The organism is Cryobacterium sp. CG_9.6, assembly GCF_029893365.1.
Lineage (GTDB): Bacteria > Actinomycetota > Actinomycetes > Actinomycetales > Microbacteriaceae > Cryobacterium.
The window spans coordinates 1,564,740-1,584,023 of sequence record NZ_JARXUZ010000001.1; the positions used below are offsets into that span (position 1 = coordinate 1,564,740).

13 protein-coding genes and 1 tRNA gene are annotated in these 19,284 nt (G+C 60.6%); 9 read left to right on the top strand and 5 right to left on the bottom strand.

What is annotated here, in order from left to right:
• The first annotated feature begins 13 nt into the window (after nucleotides 1–13).
• On the top strand, nucleotides 14–1,432 hold the full coding sequence (locus tag H4V99_RS07075; protein ID WP_280676793.1) for an integrase core domain-containing protein: 1,419 nt from the start codon (nucleotides 14–16) through the stop codon (nucleotides 1,430–1,432).
• Nucleotides 1,433–1,671: 239 nt separating this feature from the next.
• Here the strand turns inward: H4V99_RS07075 and H4V99_RS07080 are convergent, their stop codons facing one another.
• From H4V99_RS07080 to H4V99_RS07090, 3 genes are all read right to left on the bottom strand, one after another.
• Nucleotides 1,672–2,439: an ATP-binding protein gene (locus H4V99_RS07080; RefSeq protein ID WP_280674606.1), complete on the bottom strand. Its 768-nt coding sequence runs from the start codon at nucleotides 2,437–2,439 to the stop codon at nucleotides 1,672–1,674.
• The gene (gene istA, locus H4V99_RS07085) at nucleotides 2,439–4,028 is read right to left on the bottom strand and encodes an IS21 family transposase (protein ID WP_280676795.1); all 1,590 of its coding nucleotides are present in this window, start codon (nucleotides 4,026–4,028) and stop codon (nucleotides 2,439–2,441) included. The genes H4V99_RS07080 and istA overlap by 1 nt, the downstream gene beginning before the upstream one ends.
• 610 nt (nucleotides 4,029–4,638) lie before the next feature.
• Nucleotides 4,639–5,487 (bottom strand): VanW family protein, encoded by an 849-nt coding sequence (locus H4V99_RS07090; RefSeq protein ID WP_280676797.1) that lies wholly within the window; start codon nucleotides 5,485–5,487, stop codon nucleotides 4,639–4,641.
• 208 nt (nucleotides 5,488–5,695) lie between these two features.
• Here H4V99_RS07090 and H4V99_RS07095 point away from each other — a divergent pair, with 208 nt between their 5' ends.
• The 8 genes from H4V99_RS07095 (at nucleotide 5,696) to H4V99_RS07130 (ending at nucleotide 15,502) form a co-directional block, all read left to right on the top strand.
• Nucleotides 5,696–6,814 (top strand): hydroxyneurosporene dehydrogenase, encoded by a 1,119-nt coding sequence (locus H4V99_RS07095; protein WP_280676799.1) that lies wholly within the window; start codon nucleotides 5,696–5,698, stop codon nucleotides 6,812–6,814.
• Nucleotides 6,815–7,056: 242 nt separating this feature from the next.
• A tRNA-Pro gene (locus H4V99_RS07100) sits at nucleotides 7,057–7,130 on the top strand.
• Between the two features lie 583 nt (nucleotides 7,131–7,713).
• Nucleotides 7,714–10,110 carry a hypothetical protein gene (locus H4V99_RS07105; protein ID WP_280676801.1) on the top strand — a complete coding sequence of 799 codons (2,397 nt, stop codon included), beginning with the start codon at nucleotides 7,714–7,716 and terminating at the stop codon, nucleotides 10,108–10,110.
• Nucleotides 10,111–10,507: 397 nt separating this feature from the next.
• The gene (locus H4V99_RS07110) at nucleotides 10,508–10,915 is read left to right on the top strand and encodes a hypothetical protein (RefSeq protein WP_280676803.1); all 408 of its coding nucleotides are present in this window, start codon (nucleotides 10,508–10,510) and stop codon (nucleotides 10,913–10,915) included.
• Nucleotides 10,916–12,247: 1,332 nt separating this feature from the next.
• Nucleotides 12,248–12,658 (top strand): hypothetical protein, encoded by a 411-nt coding sequence (locus tag H4V99_RS07115; RefSeq protein WP_280676805.1) that lies wholly within the window; start codon nucleotides 12,248–12,250, stop codon nucleotides 12,656–12,658.
• Nucleotides 12,655–13,311: a hypothetical protein gene (locus H4V99_RS07120; RefSeq protein ID WP_280676807.1), complete on the top strand. Its 657-nt coding sequence runs from the start codon at nucleotides 12,655–12,657 to the stop codon at nucleotides 13,309–13,311. The genes H4V99_RS07115 and H4V99_RS07120 overlap by 4 nt, the downstream gene beginning before the upstream one ends.
• A 966-nt stretch (nucleotides 13,312–14,277) precedes the next feature.
• Nucleotides 14,278–14,769 carry a hypothetical protein gene (locus H4V99_RS07125; RefSeq protein ID WP_280676809.1) on the top strand — a complete coding sequence of 164 codons (492 nt, stop codon included), beginning with the start codon at nucleotides 14,278–14,280 and terminating at the stop codon, nucleotides 14,767–14,769.
• A 130-nt stretch (nucleotides 14,770–14,899) separates the two neighbouring features.
• Complete coding sequence (locus H4V99_RS07130) at nucleotides 14,900–15,502, top strand: HNH endonuclease (RefSeq protein WP_280676811.1); 603 nt, start codon at nucleotides 14,900–14,902, stop codon at nucleotides 15,500–15,502.
• A gap of 195 nt (nucleotides 15,503–15,697) precedes the next feature.
• Here H4V99_RS07130 and H4V99_RS07135 read toward each other — a convergent pair whose 3' ends face one another.
• Nucleotides 15,698–17,599 (bottom strand): ABC transporter ATP-binding protein, encoded by a 1,902-nt coding sequence (locus H4V99_RS07135; RefSeq protein ID WP_280676813.1) that lies wholly within the window; start codon nucleotides 17,597–17,599, stop codon nucleotides 15,698–15,700.
• Nucleotides 17,600–17,769: 170 nt separating this feature from the next.
• Nucleotides 17,770–19,254 (bottom strand): HNH endonuclease signature motif containing protein, encoded by a 1,485-nt coding sequence (locus H4V99_RS07140; protein ID WP_280676815.1) that lies wholly within the window; start codon nucleotides 19,252–19,254, stop codon nucleotides 17,770–17,772.
• Nucleotides 19,255–19,284 lie beyond the last annotated feature (30 nt).

The window sequence follows — 19,284 nt, forward strand, 5'->3', positions numbered from 1 at the left end:
GTTTTGATGGAGAGTGCCCAAATCTCTTCCACCTTCCGTCCGCCGCCAGATCATCGAATTTGATCCTCTTGCCGCCGATGGCCCCAGTATCTCCGAACTCTGCCAACGCCTGAATATCAGCCGGCCGTCGTTTTATAACATCCGGCGACGCTTCCTCCAGGAGGGAAATAAGGCGCTGAATCCGCACTCGTCGGCCCCGAAGAATCCCGTGCGGACGTTCGACAAGAAGACGACGGAAATTGTCCTGCGCATCCGTGCTCGGCTGAAAAAGGAGGGCTGGGATAACGGTCCCAAATCGATCTGGTTCACCGGTGTGGACACGAATGAATTCAGTCAACCGGTTCCGTCGGTGGCGACCATCGCCCGGATCCTGTCATCATCCGGCGTGACGAACTCCAACCCGCGTAAACGGCCACGGACGGCTTGGCTGCGCTTCGCGCGCTCGCCGGCGATGGAGATGTGGCAGCTGGATGCATTCGAGTATCGCCTGGCGACCAAGCTGGCCCCGAAAGTGACGGTCTACCAGCTGCTGGATGATTCCACCCGTTTCGACGTGGGCAGTATGTGCTTCGCCGAGCCCGAGAACGGCACCGACGCCATCATCACCCTGAGCGCCGCGATCGACGATCACGGCGTGCCCAAAGAGTTACTCAGCGACAACGGGACCGCTTTCAACCAGAGCCGGCGCGGCAACATCTCGGCGACGGAACGCTTCCTGGCCGACCGTGGGTGCTTGGGGATCAGCGGCCGGGGCGGCCACCCGCAGACGCAAGGGAAAAACGAACGCAGCCACCAAACGCTGCTGCGGTTCCTCGATGCCCGCGCCCCGGAGAGCCTCGAACAGCTCGCCACCCTCATCGTGGATTACCGCAACTATTACAACTACCGTCGCCGGCACCAAGCGTTGCCCGGCTCTATGACACCGGGCCAGGCCTGGGACGCGGCCGAACACCAGCCCTCGGACGGAACACCGATCAGTCATAAGGAACTTCAAGCGCGTGCCGACGCCTACCGGGACAAATCACTGGCCAAGCAGGCAGCTGAACCCGACAGTAACAGTGCCGAGGCTCTGCCCGCGGCCACACTCGCGCAGAGTGAACAGCTGGCGCCGCGCGGCGGCAGACTGCGTGACGGCTCCGACGAGGTCGTCATCACCCGCACCAACCCGCAGATCTACTTCCGGGGCCTGAGAATCAAGGTCCCGACCCATCTGGTGGGCAGCTACGAGGTTGTCAGCTCCGAGACTGAATACGCGATGTTCGACAGGAGCAGCGGCGACGAGAGCATCTATTTCCCGTTGCCGTTGCAGACCGCGTCCACGCGGGACCAGGTCGCGCTTTGGCAGGTGAGAGGAGCCAAAATACGTGACCCCAAACCAGCATGGCTGAGCAAGCATTTGTCGTATGAACTCGAGCACTTCCCCGAGGAATAGCCGCACCGCCCGGTCGCACCCGGCGGCTGCGCGGCCCGCCACCGGGTGTCATCAACGTCATGAGATCGGATGTAAACAACGTCGCGAGCACGAGTGTAAACAACGTCGTAAGACACGTTGTAAACAACCTCATGAGAGCATGAGTAAACAACCTGATGCGTGAACACATCCAGGTAGTTGGTAACAAATTTCTGACGAGGTGGTAGCGGCCCGGGAGTGGTGCCCGGGCCGCTTTGGTGTTATTCCCAGTAGCTCTCGTGGGCGCGGGCTTGGTCGTTGCGCTGCTGGCGCATGTCGATCTGGCCGAGCTTAATGATGCGGGCGTTGTTGGCGAGGCGGTTCACGATCGAGTCCGCTGCGACGCGGTCGGGCAGCTCGACGACCCAGTGCGCGGGTCCGGTCTGCGAGGCAATCATCGTCGGGAGGCGGTGTTCCCGGTTGGCGAGTATCGCGAATAGGTCGTTGCCAGCGTCGCTGTCGATGCCGACGGTGAGGAAGTCATCGATGATGAGCAGGTCGACGTTCGACAGCTCGTTCAACAGCTTCTGGTGAGCGATGGCATCACCGCGAGCGATGACGAGCTTTCGGGCGAGGTCGTCCATCCGGTAGTAGAGCACCGAATGCTCGCTCTCGCAGGCGCCGATGGCCAACGCGCAGGCGAGATAGGTTTTCCCGCCTCCGGTGGGTGAAATGATCAGCAGATTCGTCGCATCGGAGCGCCAGTCATGAGCGGCATAGCGTCGCATCCTGACCTGGGTGATGCCGCGTCCCTCGCGATAGTCGACCTCGGCGATGGTGGCGCCCGGGATCGGGAACGCAGCCTGGCGGATGAGCTTGTCGACCTTATTGATCCGGCGAGACTCCAACGCGTCGTCGACCGCGGTGAGGAACAGCTGCTCGGGGGTGAGGATGTCGTTGGCTTCGTCCTGAATGAGTTCCTCCAGCCGAGTCGCAACATGGGTCACCCGCAGGGCCCGGAACTTGTCGTAATCAACGCTGGTGAACATCACTTGACCTCCTCGTCGCGGGCATAGTGCGAGGCGTCACGCACATAAACATCCGGCATGGTGTCGCGGAACACGACCGTACTGACGTGTTTGCGCGTGGAGGCGGCCGGGACCTTCGCCCGCGGCTTTTTCGTGTCGCTGTCGATGGCCGCCATCAACCGTTTCAGCGTCGAATAGGTCGGATGCGCGCTGCGGTTCACGAGCTCCTGGCAGGCCGCCTCCAGCCGTTCCCGGTTGTTCTTGCCAAGCCCGTCGAGGATGTTCTGGCAGGACAGGTAGCCCTGCGCTTCGATCGCCTGGCTGTCCAGGATCTGCTCGATCACGGTGACGGTGGCCGGCCCGACGCTGCGCGCCCGGTCGGTGAACCAGCGCCTCGACCACAGCCCGTCGATATCGCGGTGCTGCGGCGGGACATGGTCCGGCAGGGTCGAGTATTGGCCTTTGCGGCCCGTCAGCCGCGGGTGTTCGCAGATGCTCTCGTGCCCGTCGAAGACCGTCACCCGTGACGACGTCAGCCGAACCCGCAGCAGCTTGCCCGCCAGAGCGAACGGCACCGAATACCGTTGCGTGTCCGCGGTGACATGGTAATTTCGGGCCGCCTTCAGCTCCTTCCACTCGACATCCTCGAACCCCGCATCTGGAAGAGGGCCCAGCAGCTCCCGCTCCTCGCTGTCGAAGCGTTCCCACCGGGTGGTGTCGTCAGCGCGGCGGATGTCATGGTTGATCTCCCGCACCCGTTCCTCAATCGCCGCGTTCAACTCGCCCAGCGTCGTGAAGACGTCGTCCTCGAGGTAGCCGATGACGCGTTTGTTGACCACGTTCACCGCATTCTCGGCAGCCGCTTTATCGCGGGGCTTTTTCACTCTGGCCGGAACAATTGCTGTCTGGTAGTGATCAGCGAGCTGCTGATACCTGGCGTTAACGATCCGCTCCGCATCACCCTTATGAGTCTGGTGGGTGGACGTTGTTGGGTTATCCGGCACGACGATCTGCGTCACACCGCCGAAGAACGCGAACGCTTGAACGTGCGCGTCGAGCCACGCCGGAGACTTCATATCCGCGTAGGCGCGGCAGAACATCAGTCCCGAATACGGCAGCACCGCGACGAACAGAATTGCTCTGACGACCTCGCCGGTGATGGTGTCGACGACGTCCATCGTGTCGCCGGCCCAGTCCACCAGCATCGCCCGACCAGGCTCATGGCGCAGCACCGCGACCAGGTCATGGGTGCGGAGGTAGTCGGTGAACAGGGCGCAGAACTGCGAATACCCATACTTCTTCCCCGCGTCCTTGGTGTCGACGTAACGACGCCACGCCAACAGCAACGTGAAGTGCCGGTTCGATTTCATCGACGCAAGCACACGCGATAAGTCGGGCTGGTCATACTCCTCCGACACGTTCCGGCGACCGTCGGGGAACCACTCGGCCAGCTCGGCGTCGCTAACCGCGACCGTCGAGATCAAACCGCGTCGCTGGACCTCTTGCCGGACCCGGGCCACGTCGCGGTGGGAGCACCCCGCAATCTCCACGACCTCGCGGTAACTCCGCCCCTCCAGCAACAACCCCAAGATTCTTCGATAGTCCGCCATAACCCGCCCCTTACTGAAAAGGACCACGCCTGATGCGTGGCCCTCTCACAGCAGAGCAGATCACCCCGGCCCGCGCTACCGTGTAACCGGAATCGCGCTACCAGGTCGCCGGACTGGCGCTACCCACAAGCCCTACTCGCCACGTGGTGCCCTCTACACGTTCCCGGGGCTCCGGAGGGTGTAATTGGCGCAAGTCAGGGTCGGTGCGTGCGGTCGGCGGCATCCTCTGGTGTCGTTTACAGGTTCCCGATACCCGGGAGGGTGTGTTTGGCGCGAGCCTGCCGGGGGCTCGGTTGGCGGGATCCCCAGGTGGTATCGCGGAGGGCGTGTTCTGCGCGAGTCGGGTTAGGTGAGCCTGGCCGCGAGCATCCGTGGTGGCGTTTGAACCTTCCCGAGGCTGGGGAGGGTGTGTTTGGCGCGAGTCAGAACGTGAGTGGCTGGCCGGCGGCATTGCCTGGTGTCGTTTACACCTTCCCGGGGTAGGGGAGGGTGTAATTGCCGCGAGCCTGGGCGAGCCAGCGGCAGGTTCCCCAACACGATGCCCAACACGATGACCAGCGGATGCCGCGGGCGGGGCGGGGCGGCAGCATCCGTCTCGGAGTGCGAGCCGCTACCTGGCCTCCAACGCCACCGGGCGTGCGGGCAGAATCTCGGCGGTGATCAGCGCACGGTCGTAGGCTACGCGCGCATCATTTTCGCCGAGGAGCGTGCGCTCCACCTCGAGCCCCGTGGCCTTTGAGCGGATGCTCCGATAGATGCGATTGTGTCGATACACGTCGCCGTCGCGCTCGTAAAAATACGCATCAGCTTCCTGAATGTGAAATTTCACGTCAAGCGCGCGCGTGGTGCGCAGCTCACCCACGAGATACTCGGCGGTGGTGGTGACCGAAAACTGAAAGTCCTGTTCGGTGTCGTTGCGCACGCGGTAGTCGAGATAGTTGTACATCACCGAGGTTCCGGTCCCGAACGGAATCTGTCGGTTGAAATCCGGGAACAGGTCGATGTTGTCGTGGTGATGGTGTTCCACGATGGTGAGTGGACTGTGCAGCACCATCCAGTGGAGCAGATTCGTGAACTGGCAGATTCCGCCACCCATGCCGGACGTTGCCCGGCCGGAGCTGATCGTGAGCCCGTCTCGATACCCCCGCGCCGCGGTGGTGGACCCCACCAGCTTCCAGAACGAGAATGTTTCTCCCGGCCGAATCACGATTCCGCACACCAGGGGAGCCGCAATGCTCAGGTTCACGGCCTTGTTTTCCTGGAGCTGGCCGTCGACGTTGCCGAGTTTTCGCCGAATCAAGGAATTGTGTCGGTACAAAATGACCGGCAGGAGATCTGCGCGGCTCGTGGCAAATCGCACCGGGTGCATCAGATTGCGAAGCTGTCGTAGGGCGATCATCTTGCGCACCGAGAGGCGATAGGTGAATGGGGAGATGTTGCTAAACAGCCGTCGTGACATCTGCGTCCCCCAAGCGACTCGTTGCCCAGAGCATACGCCGCGCGGAGCGATCGCGAGGGGGCGCGTTCGGGGGTGTTGCGCGTGGGTGAGTGGGGACATCCGCTTCACAGTGAGTCAGTGACCCGCGGCAACACTCGGCACAGAAATAGTCCAAGAAGATCGGCCAGACTGTTGGGAGAACCTAAACACGCTCTCTGAAGAGGTAGTCATGCCTGTTGCACGCACCCAATCCACACCGGCTCGCATCCGTTTGGCCAACACCCCGGCGGATTACACCCGCCTCGGTCTTGACTCCACGGCGATCGCGCCGTTTGAAGATGGACTGCGGAGTGATCCGGCGCGGGCCGGGTCGTACGAGTGGTGGTATTTCGACGCCACCCTCGACAACGGTGCCAAGCTTGTGGTCGGTTTTTACACCAAGAATCCGGCCGCACCCAAAGCGGGCCTGGCCCCGTTCGTGACCATCAACCTGGATCTTCCCGACGGGCGTTCGCTCGACAAGACCTTTGCGACCACGCCGGCGCTGTTCTCGGCGGCGTCGGAGCGGTGCGACGTGACGATTGGCAAGAACACCTTCGCAGGTGACCTGCATACCTATCGCATTCAGGCCACGATCGACAACGTCAGCGTGGACGTGACCCTCACCGGCACAGTGCCGGCCTGGCGACCCGAAACCGGGCATGAAATGTTTGAGAAAGCGGGGGAGGAGAAGACGTTCGCGTGGTTCGTGGCGGTGCCGGTGGGGCACGCAGAGGTGGAGTACACCGTGGACGGTGAGCTCACGACCGCGTCCGGCATCGGCTATCACGATCACAACTGGGGCGATGCGCCCATGATGAAGCTCATGCATGACTGGTACTGGGGTCGAGCGCAGGTTGGGCCGTACAGCCTCATTGCCGCGCACATTACGGGCGAGAAATCCTATGACTACCAGTCGTTCACCACGCTGCTGTTGGCGCGTGACGGGGTGGTGGTCGCCGAGGACGGCACCAAAGTGACGGTGCGCACCGCGCGTGTGGTCACCGACACCATCACCGGTAAGCCGGTAGCGGATGTGCTCAGTTACGACTACCGGAACGGGAGCGAGCATTTCGAGATCTCCTTTGAGCGTGCCGAGACGATCCTTCGAACCAAGTTCATCAATGTTGTGCCGCGGTTCACGCGGATTCTGGCCCGGTTGGCCCGATTCGATGCGGCCTATCTACGTTTTGCAGGAACCATCGTGCTGCGCCACTACGTTGATGGAGTGTTGGTGGAGGAATACACGCAATCCACCGGTCTGTGGGAGCTCATGTACCTCGGCAAAACGAGGCCACCGGCCGTGTGACCTGCGGTGGGCGATGCTGTTCGGCCTCGCCCACAGCGGATGCCGGCGTGCGGCCCCCAAGCGCCGAATAACCTGCTGGCATGCTGCTCGGTCAGGCATTTCTCGCCGCTCCGAGCTCCACGGAATCTGAACGGATGTGTGCGCGAAGGGGGCGTTGTGTCAGTGACGGCTCACAGAAGGCGGTAAGCTATTAAAGTTGTCTTCCGCAGGTTTTGAAGGTTGAAATCGTATTGTGGAAGCGGCGGGCTGTGGCGCAGCTTGGTAGCGCACTTGACTGGGGGTCAAGGGGTCGCAGGTTCAAATCCTGTCAGCCCGACAAATTACCCCGGAATCACGCGGAACTCGCGTGGTCCGGGGTTTTGTTTTTTTCGATGGAGTCATGATTGAGTCATGATGTCAATGGGAACTACGTACTCAATGTAATGTTCCGGGCCCGTTCTACGGCGTCGGAAATGCCATCCAGTCGATCCGGCCAGAGTTGCGCTTAGACGTCAAGCGTCTCGGATGCGCGACCGTGGCTCAATTGGAGTTGGACCACTTTCGAATTAATCGTGCCATCGCATATCCTTCACGGAACCCTCGACATATCATCGCCTTTCCTACTGTCGACACGTTTGGGGGCGCTGCACCCCGGCATGCTCTGTCTCGAGGGGGTCGAGGCAGACCGCACGATGAGCTGCAATTCGAGTCCTGAGCACTGTCGATCAGTCCTCTCTTTGTGGCTCACGTCGCTCGCAGTCGTGTGATCGTGCACGCCGAAATGGTAGCCGCGCTCGGGCAGCTGCACCGCGTTTAGTGAGGGAACCTCCAGACTCTCGGACGGAATCCGTCGTTAGCCAGCCATTCTGCTACGTTAGATATCAAAAGGCTATGTATTGCTACGAAACTAGGGGGAGTTCTTGCATTACCAACGAATAGGACGCTTGAGAAATCTGCTGGTCGGGATGGTGGGGGTCGGTGTTCTCTTGGCATCCGGCATCACTTCCGTAATTGAGGCTGAGGGTGCCGACGCCTTAGTGACACAGAAACTTGTTACAGAGGAATCTCTGCCAGACCTTTCTGCCTCCTTGGCAAATGAAGGTCATCCTTCGGGAAGCGAGAAAGTGGTTCTTGTTCCGGATGGTGACGACCAACTTATAGCCCAAGCCTCTGTCCTTGCTGCGACCATGGATGCCGCCGTGCTGGTGTCGCCTTCAGGATCAGATCCTGGAATGATTAACACATGGCTAGGCTCGCTCGGCGCGACCAGTGTCTATCTGTTTGGCGCAGAGGGATCGTTCACTTCCGAGTTTCGCTCCAACCTCACGTCAACGGTCGTTGTTTCACAGGAAATCGCAAGTTCAAGTCCATTCGAGCGATCGGTCGCTGCCGCCAATCTCATCGAACAGCGACCCAGCGTGGTATCCGGGGTAGGGACCCTCGCTGACGCTACGGCCTTCGCCATTGCTGCGCGAACTCCTCTTATCCTTACGAACGGTACGGAAACCGACGCGTCCATATCAAGCTTCTTCGAAAGTCGAAGCGAACAAATGGTCACCGTGGCGGGTGGATTGGAATCTTTCGATGTATCTCTGCTGCCGACCCAACTGGCAGAAAGTATTGGGTACTTACGCACGGACTCACTCAAGGAATCCTTCTGGAAAGCGGCAGTACAGGCTGTGGCAGGAGGCGCTGACGGAACTGAAACTATCGTGGCCGTCGGCGACTCCATTTCGAACATTTCGGTTTCCGCACTAGCAGCCTCGACGTCGGGTAGAACCTTCATAGCGGCTGGCACCTCAGCCTCCTTCGCCTCCGAGAGCGCTGCTCATGAGTATCTCGCCGCCTGGGGACCGGAGTTGAAATCGGTTACTCTTGCGGGAGTTCAGGTGACCGGCACGATGCTTGAGTCTCTCGCCAGCGCTGCGCGAGTCACCCGTGCTACCGCAACTGGCTGGCACGTGAAAGATCTACAAGTTGTTGGCACAGATTCCCTTTACAGACTAGTGAGCGTTGCAGGAGCCGCGACTTACGAAGCATGGAACACTGATTTGCTCGGCTCTTCTACATCCGCAGACATATCTATCCCCAGCAGTGCAGGGGTTCCAACATATTTCATTGCCAAAGACAGTGCCGGTACAGAACTCGACACTCTCGTCTTTCGTCAGAACGAGTTTGGCGACGCCAATTCAGGAGCCACGGCGCTCTCTGGTTCAGTTCGTGCCGGATACCACCACTTAAAATGGCAGAGTACAGAGTCAGTCCCCAGGCTTGTCTCTCGGATTATGGTGGATCCATTCGCCGACGATCCGTTCAATCCCCCTGGGGACCCCGAAAGGCGAGAGGTTGTAGCGATCACATGTGGGACGGAGTACTTTGACGGGCCGGCAGACAAGACGAAACAATGGATCTACCAAGTTGACGTGATGAGCTCGTCCGGGCGAAGCTGTGATCAGGTTGATTCTGGTTTGGTGGACTTGCCGAGGTCCGTTGTCACTCTCCCGGCTACAGAACTTCCGGATTGGTCTCAATACTCAAGATCGTCCAGTCCTGACAGCCTTGCGGCCCGCCCGGGTTACACCGTCGCTGACACGATTATTGCTCGTTCTATGTCAACATCTGAATCATCAGCGGGAGCTCTTTCGCGATCGTCAGAGGACCCCCAAGTTGTGCGAGGAAGCGCAACGACTGACTCAACGGCTCGGAACTCCGCTGAGTCAGGGTCTGCGCTGGTCTTGATCTATGAAACGTACATTCCAGAGCCCATGATCGCCGTTCCGGGATTCACCGGTGACTGGGCCAAACCGATTATTGCCTTTCACGGTGATGGCAGGGCATGGTATTCACTTGACGGGGGCATGGAAAATAATAAGGCTCGGACTCTCCTGAATCAATTCTTTACGTTCGGCTCTACGCACACGGGGAGCCTCTACAAGAAGATTGGGGAGACTCTGAAATACAAGTGCGCGGATATGGCACTCCAAAATTGCACCCAAACCGACAGTGCGAGTGCACCACTTGACTCCATCTCTGGCACATTCGCATCGTATCCAAATAGTGCCACGGCAACCATGGTTGTGGACTCGACGATCCCACTCTTCCCGGCTCCAGCCATCAACGGAACGATGGAGTGGAATATTCGACAGGGTGGTTCCAGCGTGGTTGGAACGCACGACAGGATGCCTGTTCATCAGCTTTGGTATGGTGCCTATGCGTCCCAGGCCTACCTGATTTACAGGAACGATTTCTATAACCCAGTGTGTTTGAGTGGCTTCCCTCGATTCATCTGCAAAGCTGTGGTTAACGCGCAATTCTGAACACCTTGTCGTTCGAAATTGGGTTGAACGTGTAGGTGAGCAATCGCGGCACACGCGGATGCTGGATTCATTGAAATTGTGGGGTGTGTGTCTTTCACCATCAGCGCTCCCATGACGGCCAAGTCCTTGCCCAGAGAGTCATACGAGCAAGGACTTGGCCGTCAAGGAATTCAGCTGGACTTGACGCCGTCGAGAACATCCCGCGGGACACGCTAAGGCACCATACACGGACCACCACGGGTAGTTTCCCAGTTGGAGTTGAATTTATGGACATCGCTGTGAGCATATGAGAGCGGCCGAATTTATTAAGCCTTCCGGGTGGCGCTACCGCGTACTCGGCCCGTGTGTTGGCGTGTTCCTCATGGTTGTCCTATCCGGTTTCTACGGAATCGGATTCGTGATGGTTCTTTTCGATGACAACGGATCACCAAAGCCCGTGGATATCTTGAATGCGTCACTCTGGGGTGCCGGGTACGGAGTGTTTCTTGTGCCCTTCGGGCTGGTGGCTGGAGCGCTCAGCGCTGAAGCTGCTTTTGGTCTCGCCAAGCTGGTCGTTGCACGTTCATTTCGTCGGCGCGGTCAGGTCAGAGTGATCATTGCCGGTTCATCCAGCTTGACAAGTCTGCTCGTCAGCCTGCTCATTTCCTGTGCATTCGGTTTCCAAATTCCAGTCTTCTATGTATTCCTCTTCATCGTCGTCCTGGCCGTGACACACTTGCTCGATCCTTGGCTCAACAAGAAAACCCAGGAAGCAGAAATTATCAAGGTGCATGATCCCAACGAGATGCGACGCGGCTCGGTCTAGCGATTCGCTCTTGACCGCCCCGCGGTGACCTCCATGACGACCTGCGTGTTCGTGACCATGGAGATCGCATCAGGTTCGATCGCAACGAAAACACGCGGAGGAGAGAATGAGGTGGGATCTGAAACGATTTGTTTTCCATGGAACATGGTGTGAAATCCTGCACCCCTTGTGACTCGCGGACCGTTTCTGGGTCGCCGAGTATTTGAATATTGGCTCTTGTGGACGCCACCTCTCATGCCCATCAAAGTCAGTATTCAGGTGCACCTTGGTCACGTTATACCGGTCACGTCCCGCGGGGCGGTGTGAGCGGTGCCAGCAAACTCACCGAACACACGGGGAACATCGCCACCATCGAAATGGGGGCAAGGCAGTACGTTCCTGCGCTCGGACGGTTCCTCTCCGTTGACCCGGTTGAAGGAGGCGTCAGCAACGCCGGCCAGTACACCTACGTTAAGACTGGCAAATGAGAGGCCTAAATTGGCGGGCCGTGACCCCGATGCTGCTACTTGGTGCGTTTCTAGTTTGGCTCGGCGCTGTCATGCTTCCTCGAGCATCGAGCGCAGTCCGGTCGTTCTTTTTCCGGGTGTTGGCGGGACTGGTTGTGCTGCTGAGTCTCATGGCGCTTGCAGCGTGGCTACGCCGTCGGAAGTCGCGCCGCACGTGGTGCCTGATGGCGCAGACTGATCCGGATTCAACCCTTTTCATTACTTTTGTGTATCCAACAGTCAAGGATCAACTCGTTAGGTTTGGTTGGCGTCTTCACGGGCCGGCATATCTTTCTGTACCTGCGATTGGAGTCGGTATTGGCGATACCGGCGTGACTTTTTGGGAGGCGGGTGTGGAAGGCCCGACGCTCACTTTGACTGCGTCTAACTTCACAGCGGCGACTGTCGCTACCGTCAGCGACGGCTACAGGAGTCATCCCGCGATCGAGCTCACGCTCCGTACGGCGAATCGGAGTAACCGACTCCAACTCAATCTCCGAGACTTCCACCACCACAACCTGTCCGCAGCCGACCTACAGGAAGCCGGCAAAAGAATTCGGGTGCAGAATCGGCCAGGTGAACCTAGTTGAACAGAAAATTCCTCCATGCCTGCTCCCTCATAAAGTTGCGCCTCGTTCTTGAGGACGGTTGCGAGGAGTTCCCAAATATTGCGGGACTTGGCCAATTCGGTGCCGCTGGAAAGATAGTTGGTAAGGCCGCCCGGGAGGTAGTAGGAACTCGCTCGGCCGGTCGAGCGGCAGTCCGGGGGACTCGGCGTCGGGCAGACGATGGGTGGTACCTTAGGCTCGGTCGACTCGGCCGGCGGGGCATACAGCGGGTGGTCACAGTGAGTGAATCCGACGAGTTTCGTGTTCGCGCGAGGGTTGCAGGGATCTCCATGTGGCACTTGGCCCTCAGCGCACTATTTTTCGCTGCTGTAACGGTTGTGGGAGGTATTTCGGGTTCAGTGATGATCCTGGTCTCGGGTGTGCTTTTTGAGAACCCTTGGTTGGTGGCGTTCTGGGGCGCTGCATCAGCAAGCCTTATTTGGTCTTTCCTGACGGTATTTCTTTTGGGTAAGCAGATGAAGCGGGAATTTGCGGCGGGGTACACGACCAGTCGGTTGGGGTATCCGAATTTGGAGCAGGTGGATGAGTCGACCGGTCTCATAGTGCGTGCCGCCGGGGAACCCTTGATATCGCGGCAGGAGCACCGCACTCGAGTTCAGGCATACAAGGCAAGCCTCGTGGACTCGTGAAGGCGTGTTCGCCGCGCTGGGCGGTGATCGCACCGGGGGCTGTGTTCGGCGCGGCCATGATGGGCCTCAGCATCCATCGGATCCTGCGGGCCTCGGGCGACGATCCTCTGAAGGCATTGGTGTTCTTTGGCAGTCTGATTATTGCCTTGTGCGTGGTGGCTGCCATCGTGGTGCTGACGTATCGTGCCGCGTCGACATCCACCCAGCGCCTGCTGACGGTGCTGGAAGAGGAACACCAGGGCCAGGCGTTCGCCATCTTGAAAACCGAGGGTTTGCAAGCAGACGTAGCAACCCTGACTCCCGAGCTGCGGGGCGCACCGTGGAGCAAACGCACGGTCTACGCCGTGGTCATGATCGACGCCGATGCGATCACATTCTGGGACGGCCCCGTGAAAGCACCGTTCGTGGCCGCTCGGTTGGCCAGGCGCGAGGTGGCAGGCGTCGGGGTCTCCCGCGGCCTGACGAGATGCTTCACAGTTCGCGCATATGAGGTTGCTCTCCTGCATGCCGGGACGATTCTGAGGGTGACGTTCGCGCCCGCCCTTGTCGGAAGCCTGATCGTGCGGCCTGTCGATGACGACACTGTCGTTGACCTTCAGTCTCTTCTTGCCGACACCATCGTCGCACCCGTGCGAAGTCCTGATTCGTACTGAGACCGGAGACGCATTCCGAGGTGGCTGCACCCGCACCAGTATGGAGGAGATCCACAGCCGAGGCTCAGCCGGCATCCGCTTCGACGGCAAACGCGCAGAAATAGCCGCGAATGACGGAGAGGCCGCCATCCACGTGAAGTGATGGCGGCCGGTGAATACGATGGGCGGATTGATGTCCGCGTTCATCTAGCCGACGAAACGAGCAGAGCGCACAGAATTTTGTCACGGAGCCTGCGTCCGTCACGTCATTCGTCCTCGGGAACATTCGTTAAGCAGCAGTCGATTCGTCCCTGGGTGAGGCAACGCGGTCAGACCAGTTCGTGATTGGGGTGCCCACCATTTACCTACCTAAATCGGTCGGGATAGACCAAGATAATCCGGTTATGATCAAATTGTGTGGACCGGTCGGTTCTCTTCCAAGACGGGGGAATCCGCGAGATTCCGCGATTTTCGACATGGACCCTTATAGGGGTCGGCCCAGCAAGGGGTCGCAGGTTCAAATCCTGTCAGCCCGACCGAAAGGCCGTTCGCGAAACTGTTCACGAAACGGTCCGGTTGGAACAAGAAGAAATCGCTCTTGTGGATTCTCAGGAGCGATTTCTGTTTTCTGCGGCTTCCGCACCCGGTCGTGACCGTGAATCGCCGGGACACGAGTGCCTCTGGTGGGTGTCGGTTGTGAACGAATCACACACTCGACCGTGGCCGCCTCACGTCAAGAACGAAAACGCCACGGACGTCCTGGCCGGGTACAGTTAGCCGCGCTTCTTCGGCTTGAATAACCCCCGCGAAACTCTCGCCCACCGTGCCCGCCGCACTGGTAAGCGTGCCGCCGACGCCGCTTGAATGCGGTCAAGGCCATACGATTGTGGAGAGCACAGTGATTGAGAGAGCGTGATGACGTACAGCGTAATTCGAGTTCGCGCGACGCCTAGTGCCTCGCGCTCCGGGCACAGAGGCGTGGTGGTGGTGGCTGCTGGTATCGCGGTGGCCGCGTGGATCTCTTTCGGCCGCTACCTCTTCGGGATCGGTGGCGACCTCACCATCATCTACGCGACAACGCTGGGCGTGATTTTTGCCACCCTGCTGTCGCTCACAGGGCTCGCGGTACGACGCACGGCACGTCGAGGGTTTGAAAATCGCGGGGTCACACACGCATTTCTCATTGCATCAGGCGTTATCGGACTCTTGTTGGGACTCACGCTTCCAGATTCAACACCTCGCGGTTTGCAGACAATCATCACCGGCCCCACACAGCCTGCGTTGGATATCGCTATCGGTATCGCGAACCCCCTGGGCGTTATCGGCATCGCGACAGCGATCATTGCTCTCGTGCTTTCGATTCGCGATTCGCGCGGGCGAATCACGCTTGTTGAGTCCTGGGGCGACGAGGCTGACGTCGTTGCGACGCCACTCCCGCCAGACCCTCGTCCAGCGCGTCAGTCCGGAAACACCTTTTAGAAGACAGTCCGAAACGCCTACCTGAACGGTATAGGGGATAGGACCACTGATCGGGACATGACCTTCAGCCACTCGTTGGGAGTGGTGGCAGTCGGGCTTGCGTTGGGGGCCGTCACCTAAGATCAACCTTATGAACCACCTTGCTGTGTTTCGATTCGCTATGCCCAAGCCGGTGCGCATTTCTGGTCGTTCTTCGAGCATCACAAATTCTTTCGTGAATGGCATCATTCCGGTCGTGCCGCCGACTCTTGAGCAGATTGATGAAGCTCTGCGAATCCTTGGCATGGAGGACACGGTGGTTTGCGCGTACTGTGGCGATCCCGCATCAGAATGGGACCATCTGCGTCCCCTCGTCATAGGCAAGCAACCAACGGGTTACATCTCGGAGATTCATAATCTTGTGCCAGCCTGCGGCAAATGCAATCAGAGCAAGGGCAATAAGCCATGGCGAACATGGATGTTCAGCTCGGCACGACTTTCACCTGAGTCCCGTGGTGTCGCCGGGCTAGAGCAGAGGGCGAACCGCCTCGCAGACTACGAAGATTGGGAGACACCTACCCTTATCGACTTTGCGTCTGTTGTCGGTGAGCGACTGTGGGACGAACATTGGCGCAACCATGCGGCCATTCTTCAAGCTATGAGGGACGCCGAGACCACAGTCGAGTTGATTCGATTACGAGTCGCTGCGTCACGTGCGGGTGAGCGAGCTCCCACGCTGTTTCCGGAGACGTGATCCTTCGGAAGGGCCCCACAGCGGCCGATGATGCGCGTGGACGTCGAGTGTTTCAGATGCCCGCGCGCGGCCCAATTGGGCGTCGGACGTCTCTATTTTGTTCCGCTTCGAAGAACCCCATATATAGAGGTGAGACACGAAACGTGATGAAACGTCTTTCCGAGACGCTCGGGGCGGAGGCACCGAGCTCAGTGACTAGACCCCGCTCAGCGCTTCCTCATCCGCCACAGCATTCTTCTGCACGGCGAACTGGGTGCGGTGCAATTCCTCGTACCGGCCACCCATAGCCAGCAGTTCTTCGTGCGTACCACGCTCCACGATCGAGCCATCCTCAACCACAAGGATTAGGTCCGCGCTGCGGATGGTGGAGAGGCGGTGTGCGATCACCATCGCCGTCCGTCCCTCGAGGGCCTCGCTGAGCGCCGCCTGCACGGCGGCCTCAGACGTCGAGTCCAGCGCCGCCGTCGCCTCGTCGAGGATGACGACACGCGGCTGGGCGAGCAGGAGCCTCGCGATGGTCATCCGCTGGCGCTCACCTCCGGACAGCCGGTAGCCACGCTCTCCTACCATGGTGTCCAGCTGGTCCGGCAGAGACCGGATGAGCGGCTCGAGCCGCGCACGGCGGACGGCGTCCCACACCTCATCGTCGGACGCCTCCGGCCTCGCGAGGCGCAGATTGGAGAGGATGGTCTCGTGGAACAGGTGGCCGTCCTGCGTCACCATGCCCAGGGAGTACCGCATGGAGGCAAAGGTGACGTCGCGAACATCCGTCCCGGCGAGGCGCACGGCACCGCTGTCGACGTCATACAGGCGCGAGAGGAGCTGCGCGATCGTGGACTTGCCGGCACCGGACGAACCAACGAGGGCCACGGTCTGCCCCGGCTCGATCCTGAAGGACACGCCGTGCAGCACTTCCTCGCCGCCACGGGTATCGAGGGTGGCAACCTCCTCGAGAGAGGCGAGAGAGACCTTGTCTGCGGACGGGTAGGCGAAGCGGACGTTGTCGAACTCGACGGCCACGGGGCCCTCGGGGACGGCGATGGCGTCGGGCTTCTCCTTGATGAGCGGGTCGAGGTCCAGCACCTCGAAGACGCGCTCGAAGCTGACCACCGCGCTCATGATCTCCACCCGTGCGTTGGCGAGGCTGGTGAGCGGCGCGTAGAGGCGGGTGAGGAGGAGCGCCAGGGTGACCACGTCACCGGTGTTCAGTTGGCCGGCGAGTGCGAGGAAGCCGCCGAGGCCGTACACGAGCGCGAGGGCGAGAGCGGAGACGAGCATCAGGGCGGTGAAGAAGACGAACTGCAGCATCGCGGTTCGGACCCCGATGTCGCGGACACGGGCGGCGCGGACGCGGAACTCCTCGGCCTCCTCGTCGGGCCGGCCGAACAGCTTCACCAGGGTGGCGCCGGGCGCCGAGAAGCGCTCGGTCATCTGCGTGCTCATGGCGGAGTTGTGATCGGCGGCCTCGCGGCGCAGCGCGGCGAGGCGGCTGCCCATGCGGCGGGCGGGTACCAGGAAGATGGGGAGCATGATCACGGCGAGAACCGTCACGATCCAGGACGTGCTGAGCATGACGATCAGGGTGAGGATCAGCGCCACGAGGTTCGTGACCACGCCGGACAGCGTGCCGCTGAAGGCCTGCTGAGCGCCGATCACATCGTTGTTGAGGCGGCTCACGAGGGCGCCCGTCCGTGTGCGGGTGAAGAAGGCGATCGGCATCTTCTGCACGTGGTTGAAGACGGCGGTGCGGAGGTCCAGGATCACGCCTTCGCCGATCCGCGCCGAGTACCAGCGCGTCACGAGTGAGACGGCGGCATCGGCCACAGCCACGAGGGCGATGACGACGGCGATCCACACGATTGTCGTGACCTCGCCCTGGGCAACGATAACGTCGACCACCTGGCCGGCGAGTACCGGTGTCGCGACCGCGAGGAAGGCTCCCACGATGGAGAGGGTGATGAAGATCAGCAGTTTGGACCGGTAGGGGACCGCGAACGTCATGATTCGTCGAACGGATTCACCGGAGATGCCGTGCTTGCCGTCCCTGACGGTCGAGATTTTGTAGAGCGAGCTCCAGGCCGCGCCTTCCATGCTCATGGTGGTTCCTTTCGTGGGTACCAGACCAAGTTTAGACGGCGCATTGCCCGAGCTCGGAGTCCTCCCCAGCGGCGGCGAGCCCGGTCTGGACGCGACCGGAACGTGCTCGACGCCAGCGTGCGCTCGGTAGTGTGAGCGGCCTGCTGCAGCTGGCTCTGCCAGACCTGGCTCTATTGTTGTGACGTGTGCCATGGTGGGTCGGTGCTGGGGGTGTTGGCTCGGTGGCTTCTGGCGGGTCGCCAGGTTCGGGTGGGGTCAAAGAGCACGGGGCCTCGAACGTGGGGCCGGCCCTGCACCATTGTGATTTCCCAGCCGGCCGTGTCGATGGTGGCGTGGTGGAACCAGCAGAGCAGAACACCGTTCTCAATATTGGTGGGGCCGTCGAGTTTCCAGGGGATGACGTGGTGCACTTCGCACCAGGCTGGGGGGATTTGGCATCCGGGGATGACGCATCCGCCATCACGGGAGGCGATGGAGCGTCGTTGTGCGGGGCTGAAGAAGCGTTCTTTTCCGCCGAGGTGGAGGATGTGCCCGTTGTCGCCGATGATGACCTGCTGGTAGCCGCCCGCGCAGAGCTTGTGTTGAACGGCGCGGAGGCTGATGGGGGCTTCGACGCCGTCGATCCAGCCGACGCCGCGACCGTTCTTCAGATCGCGGGCGTTCACGTGCACCATGACGGTGGGGGCTGCGCCGCCCATGCTCGGGGTCTGCGGGTCACGGGCGGTCTTGTCGAAGATTGCGCGGAGGATGTCGGCCCATTTCTCGCCGCCGGTGCGGTCATCGACGGCCTCCTCAGCGCCGGGGATGAGTTCCCCGGCGTCCATGCGGGCTTGATCGTTTGCAGAGGGAAAGGCGGGCGTGGCATGAGCGGACGTATAGGTGTTGAAGATGCCGGTCATCACGCCGAGCAGGTCGGGGGTGACACCACCCCGTAACGGGTGGAGTCCGTTGCGTAAGCGCCCGAACGTGAGGGTGCTTCTCGAGGACGTCGCCTCATCACCCGGTGCGGCGCCGTCGGGGTCTAGGACTGCTTCCCACTGGTGAGCCTGCTCCCGAATCAGATCGGCGGGGAACGGGATGCCTGCTCCGGGCAGTCCGTCGGTTTCGGGCGTGATCGCCCCGGTGGCCGATGCCACGAGGGCGCGTTCGGCCCGGTCCACGTCATCGGGGGAGACACGGGAGCTCATCTGCTCCAGCACGTTCACGATGATTTCAGCCGCATCCACACCGAGGAGCCCGGACGACAGACCGTCGGCGACGGCCGGGTGACGCACGGGAACCTGCAGCCCCACCAACCCGCTCGTAGCAGCTGAGACCCCGGTAATGAGGCCGCCAAGGCGCATCCGCCGCTTCGCCTCATAGTGGGAGATGCGGGTGACGGCGGTGATGAGGTCGAATGCGCCGCGGCATCCGTTCTTCCACGCGAGGGATTCATGCCCCAAGCCTCGATCTGCCCTCACCCCCACATCAGTCGCCGAACCCACTCGGGCCCCATCAATCTGACGACCCAACGTCTCAATGGCGTCCATCACGCTCAGCGCGTCGGCGTCATCCAAGAGCCCGAACTGCATACCCGCGACAGCATCCGCCACGAGGCTTCGGGCCTGCCCCAACAGGGCGACCACCCCGGATCCGGACTTCATCGTCGTATACATGACACCATTTTACCCTGAATGGCACATAAA

Excerpts from the sequence above, each read along its gene's own strand:
- H4V99_RS07080 (WP_280674606.1), bottom strand. The coding sequence starts at position 2,439 with ATGTTCACCAGCGTTGATTACGACAAGTTCCGGGCCCTGCGGGTGACC.
- istA (WP_280676795.1), bottom strand. The coding sequence starts at position 4,028 with ATGGCGGACTATCGAAGAATCTTGGGGTTGTTGCTGGAGGGGCGGAGT.
- H4V99_RS07090 (WP_280676797.1), bottom strand. The coding sequence starts at position 5,487 with ATGTCACGACGGCTGTTTAGCAACATCTCCCCATTCACCTATCGCCTC.
- H4V99_RS07095 (WP_280676799.1), top strand. The coding sequence starts at position 5,696 with ATGCCTGTTGCACGCACCCAATCCACACCGGCTCGCATCCGTTTGGCC.
- H4V99_RS07130 (WP_280676811.1), top strand. The coding sequence starts at position 14,900 with ATGAACCACCTTGCTGTGTTTCGATTCGCTATGCCCAAGCCGGTGCGC.
- H4V99_RS07135 (WP_280676813.1), bottom strand. The coding sequence starts at position 17,599 with ATGAGCATGGAAGGCGCGGCCTGGAGCTCGCTCTACAAAATCTCGACC.
- H4V99_RS07140 (WP_280676815.1), bottom strand. The coding sequence starts at position 19,254 with ATGTATACGACGATGAAGTCCGGATCCGGGGTGGTCGCCCTGTTGGGG.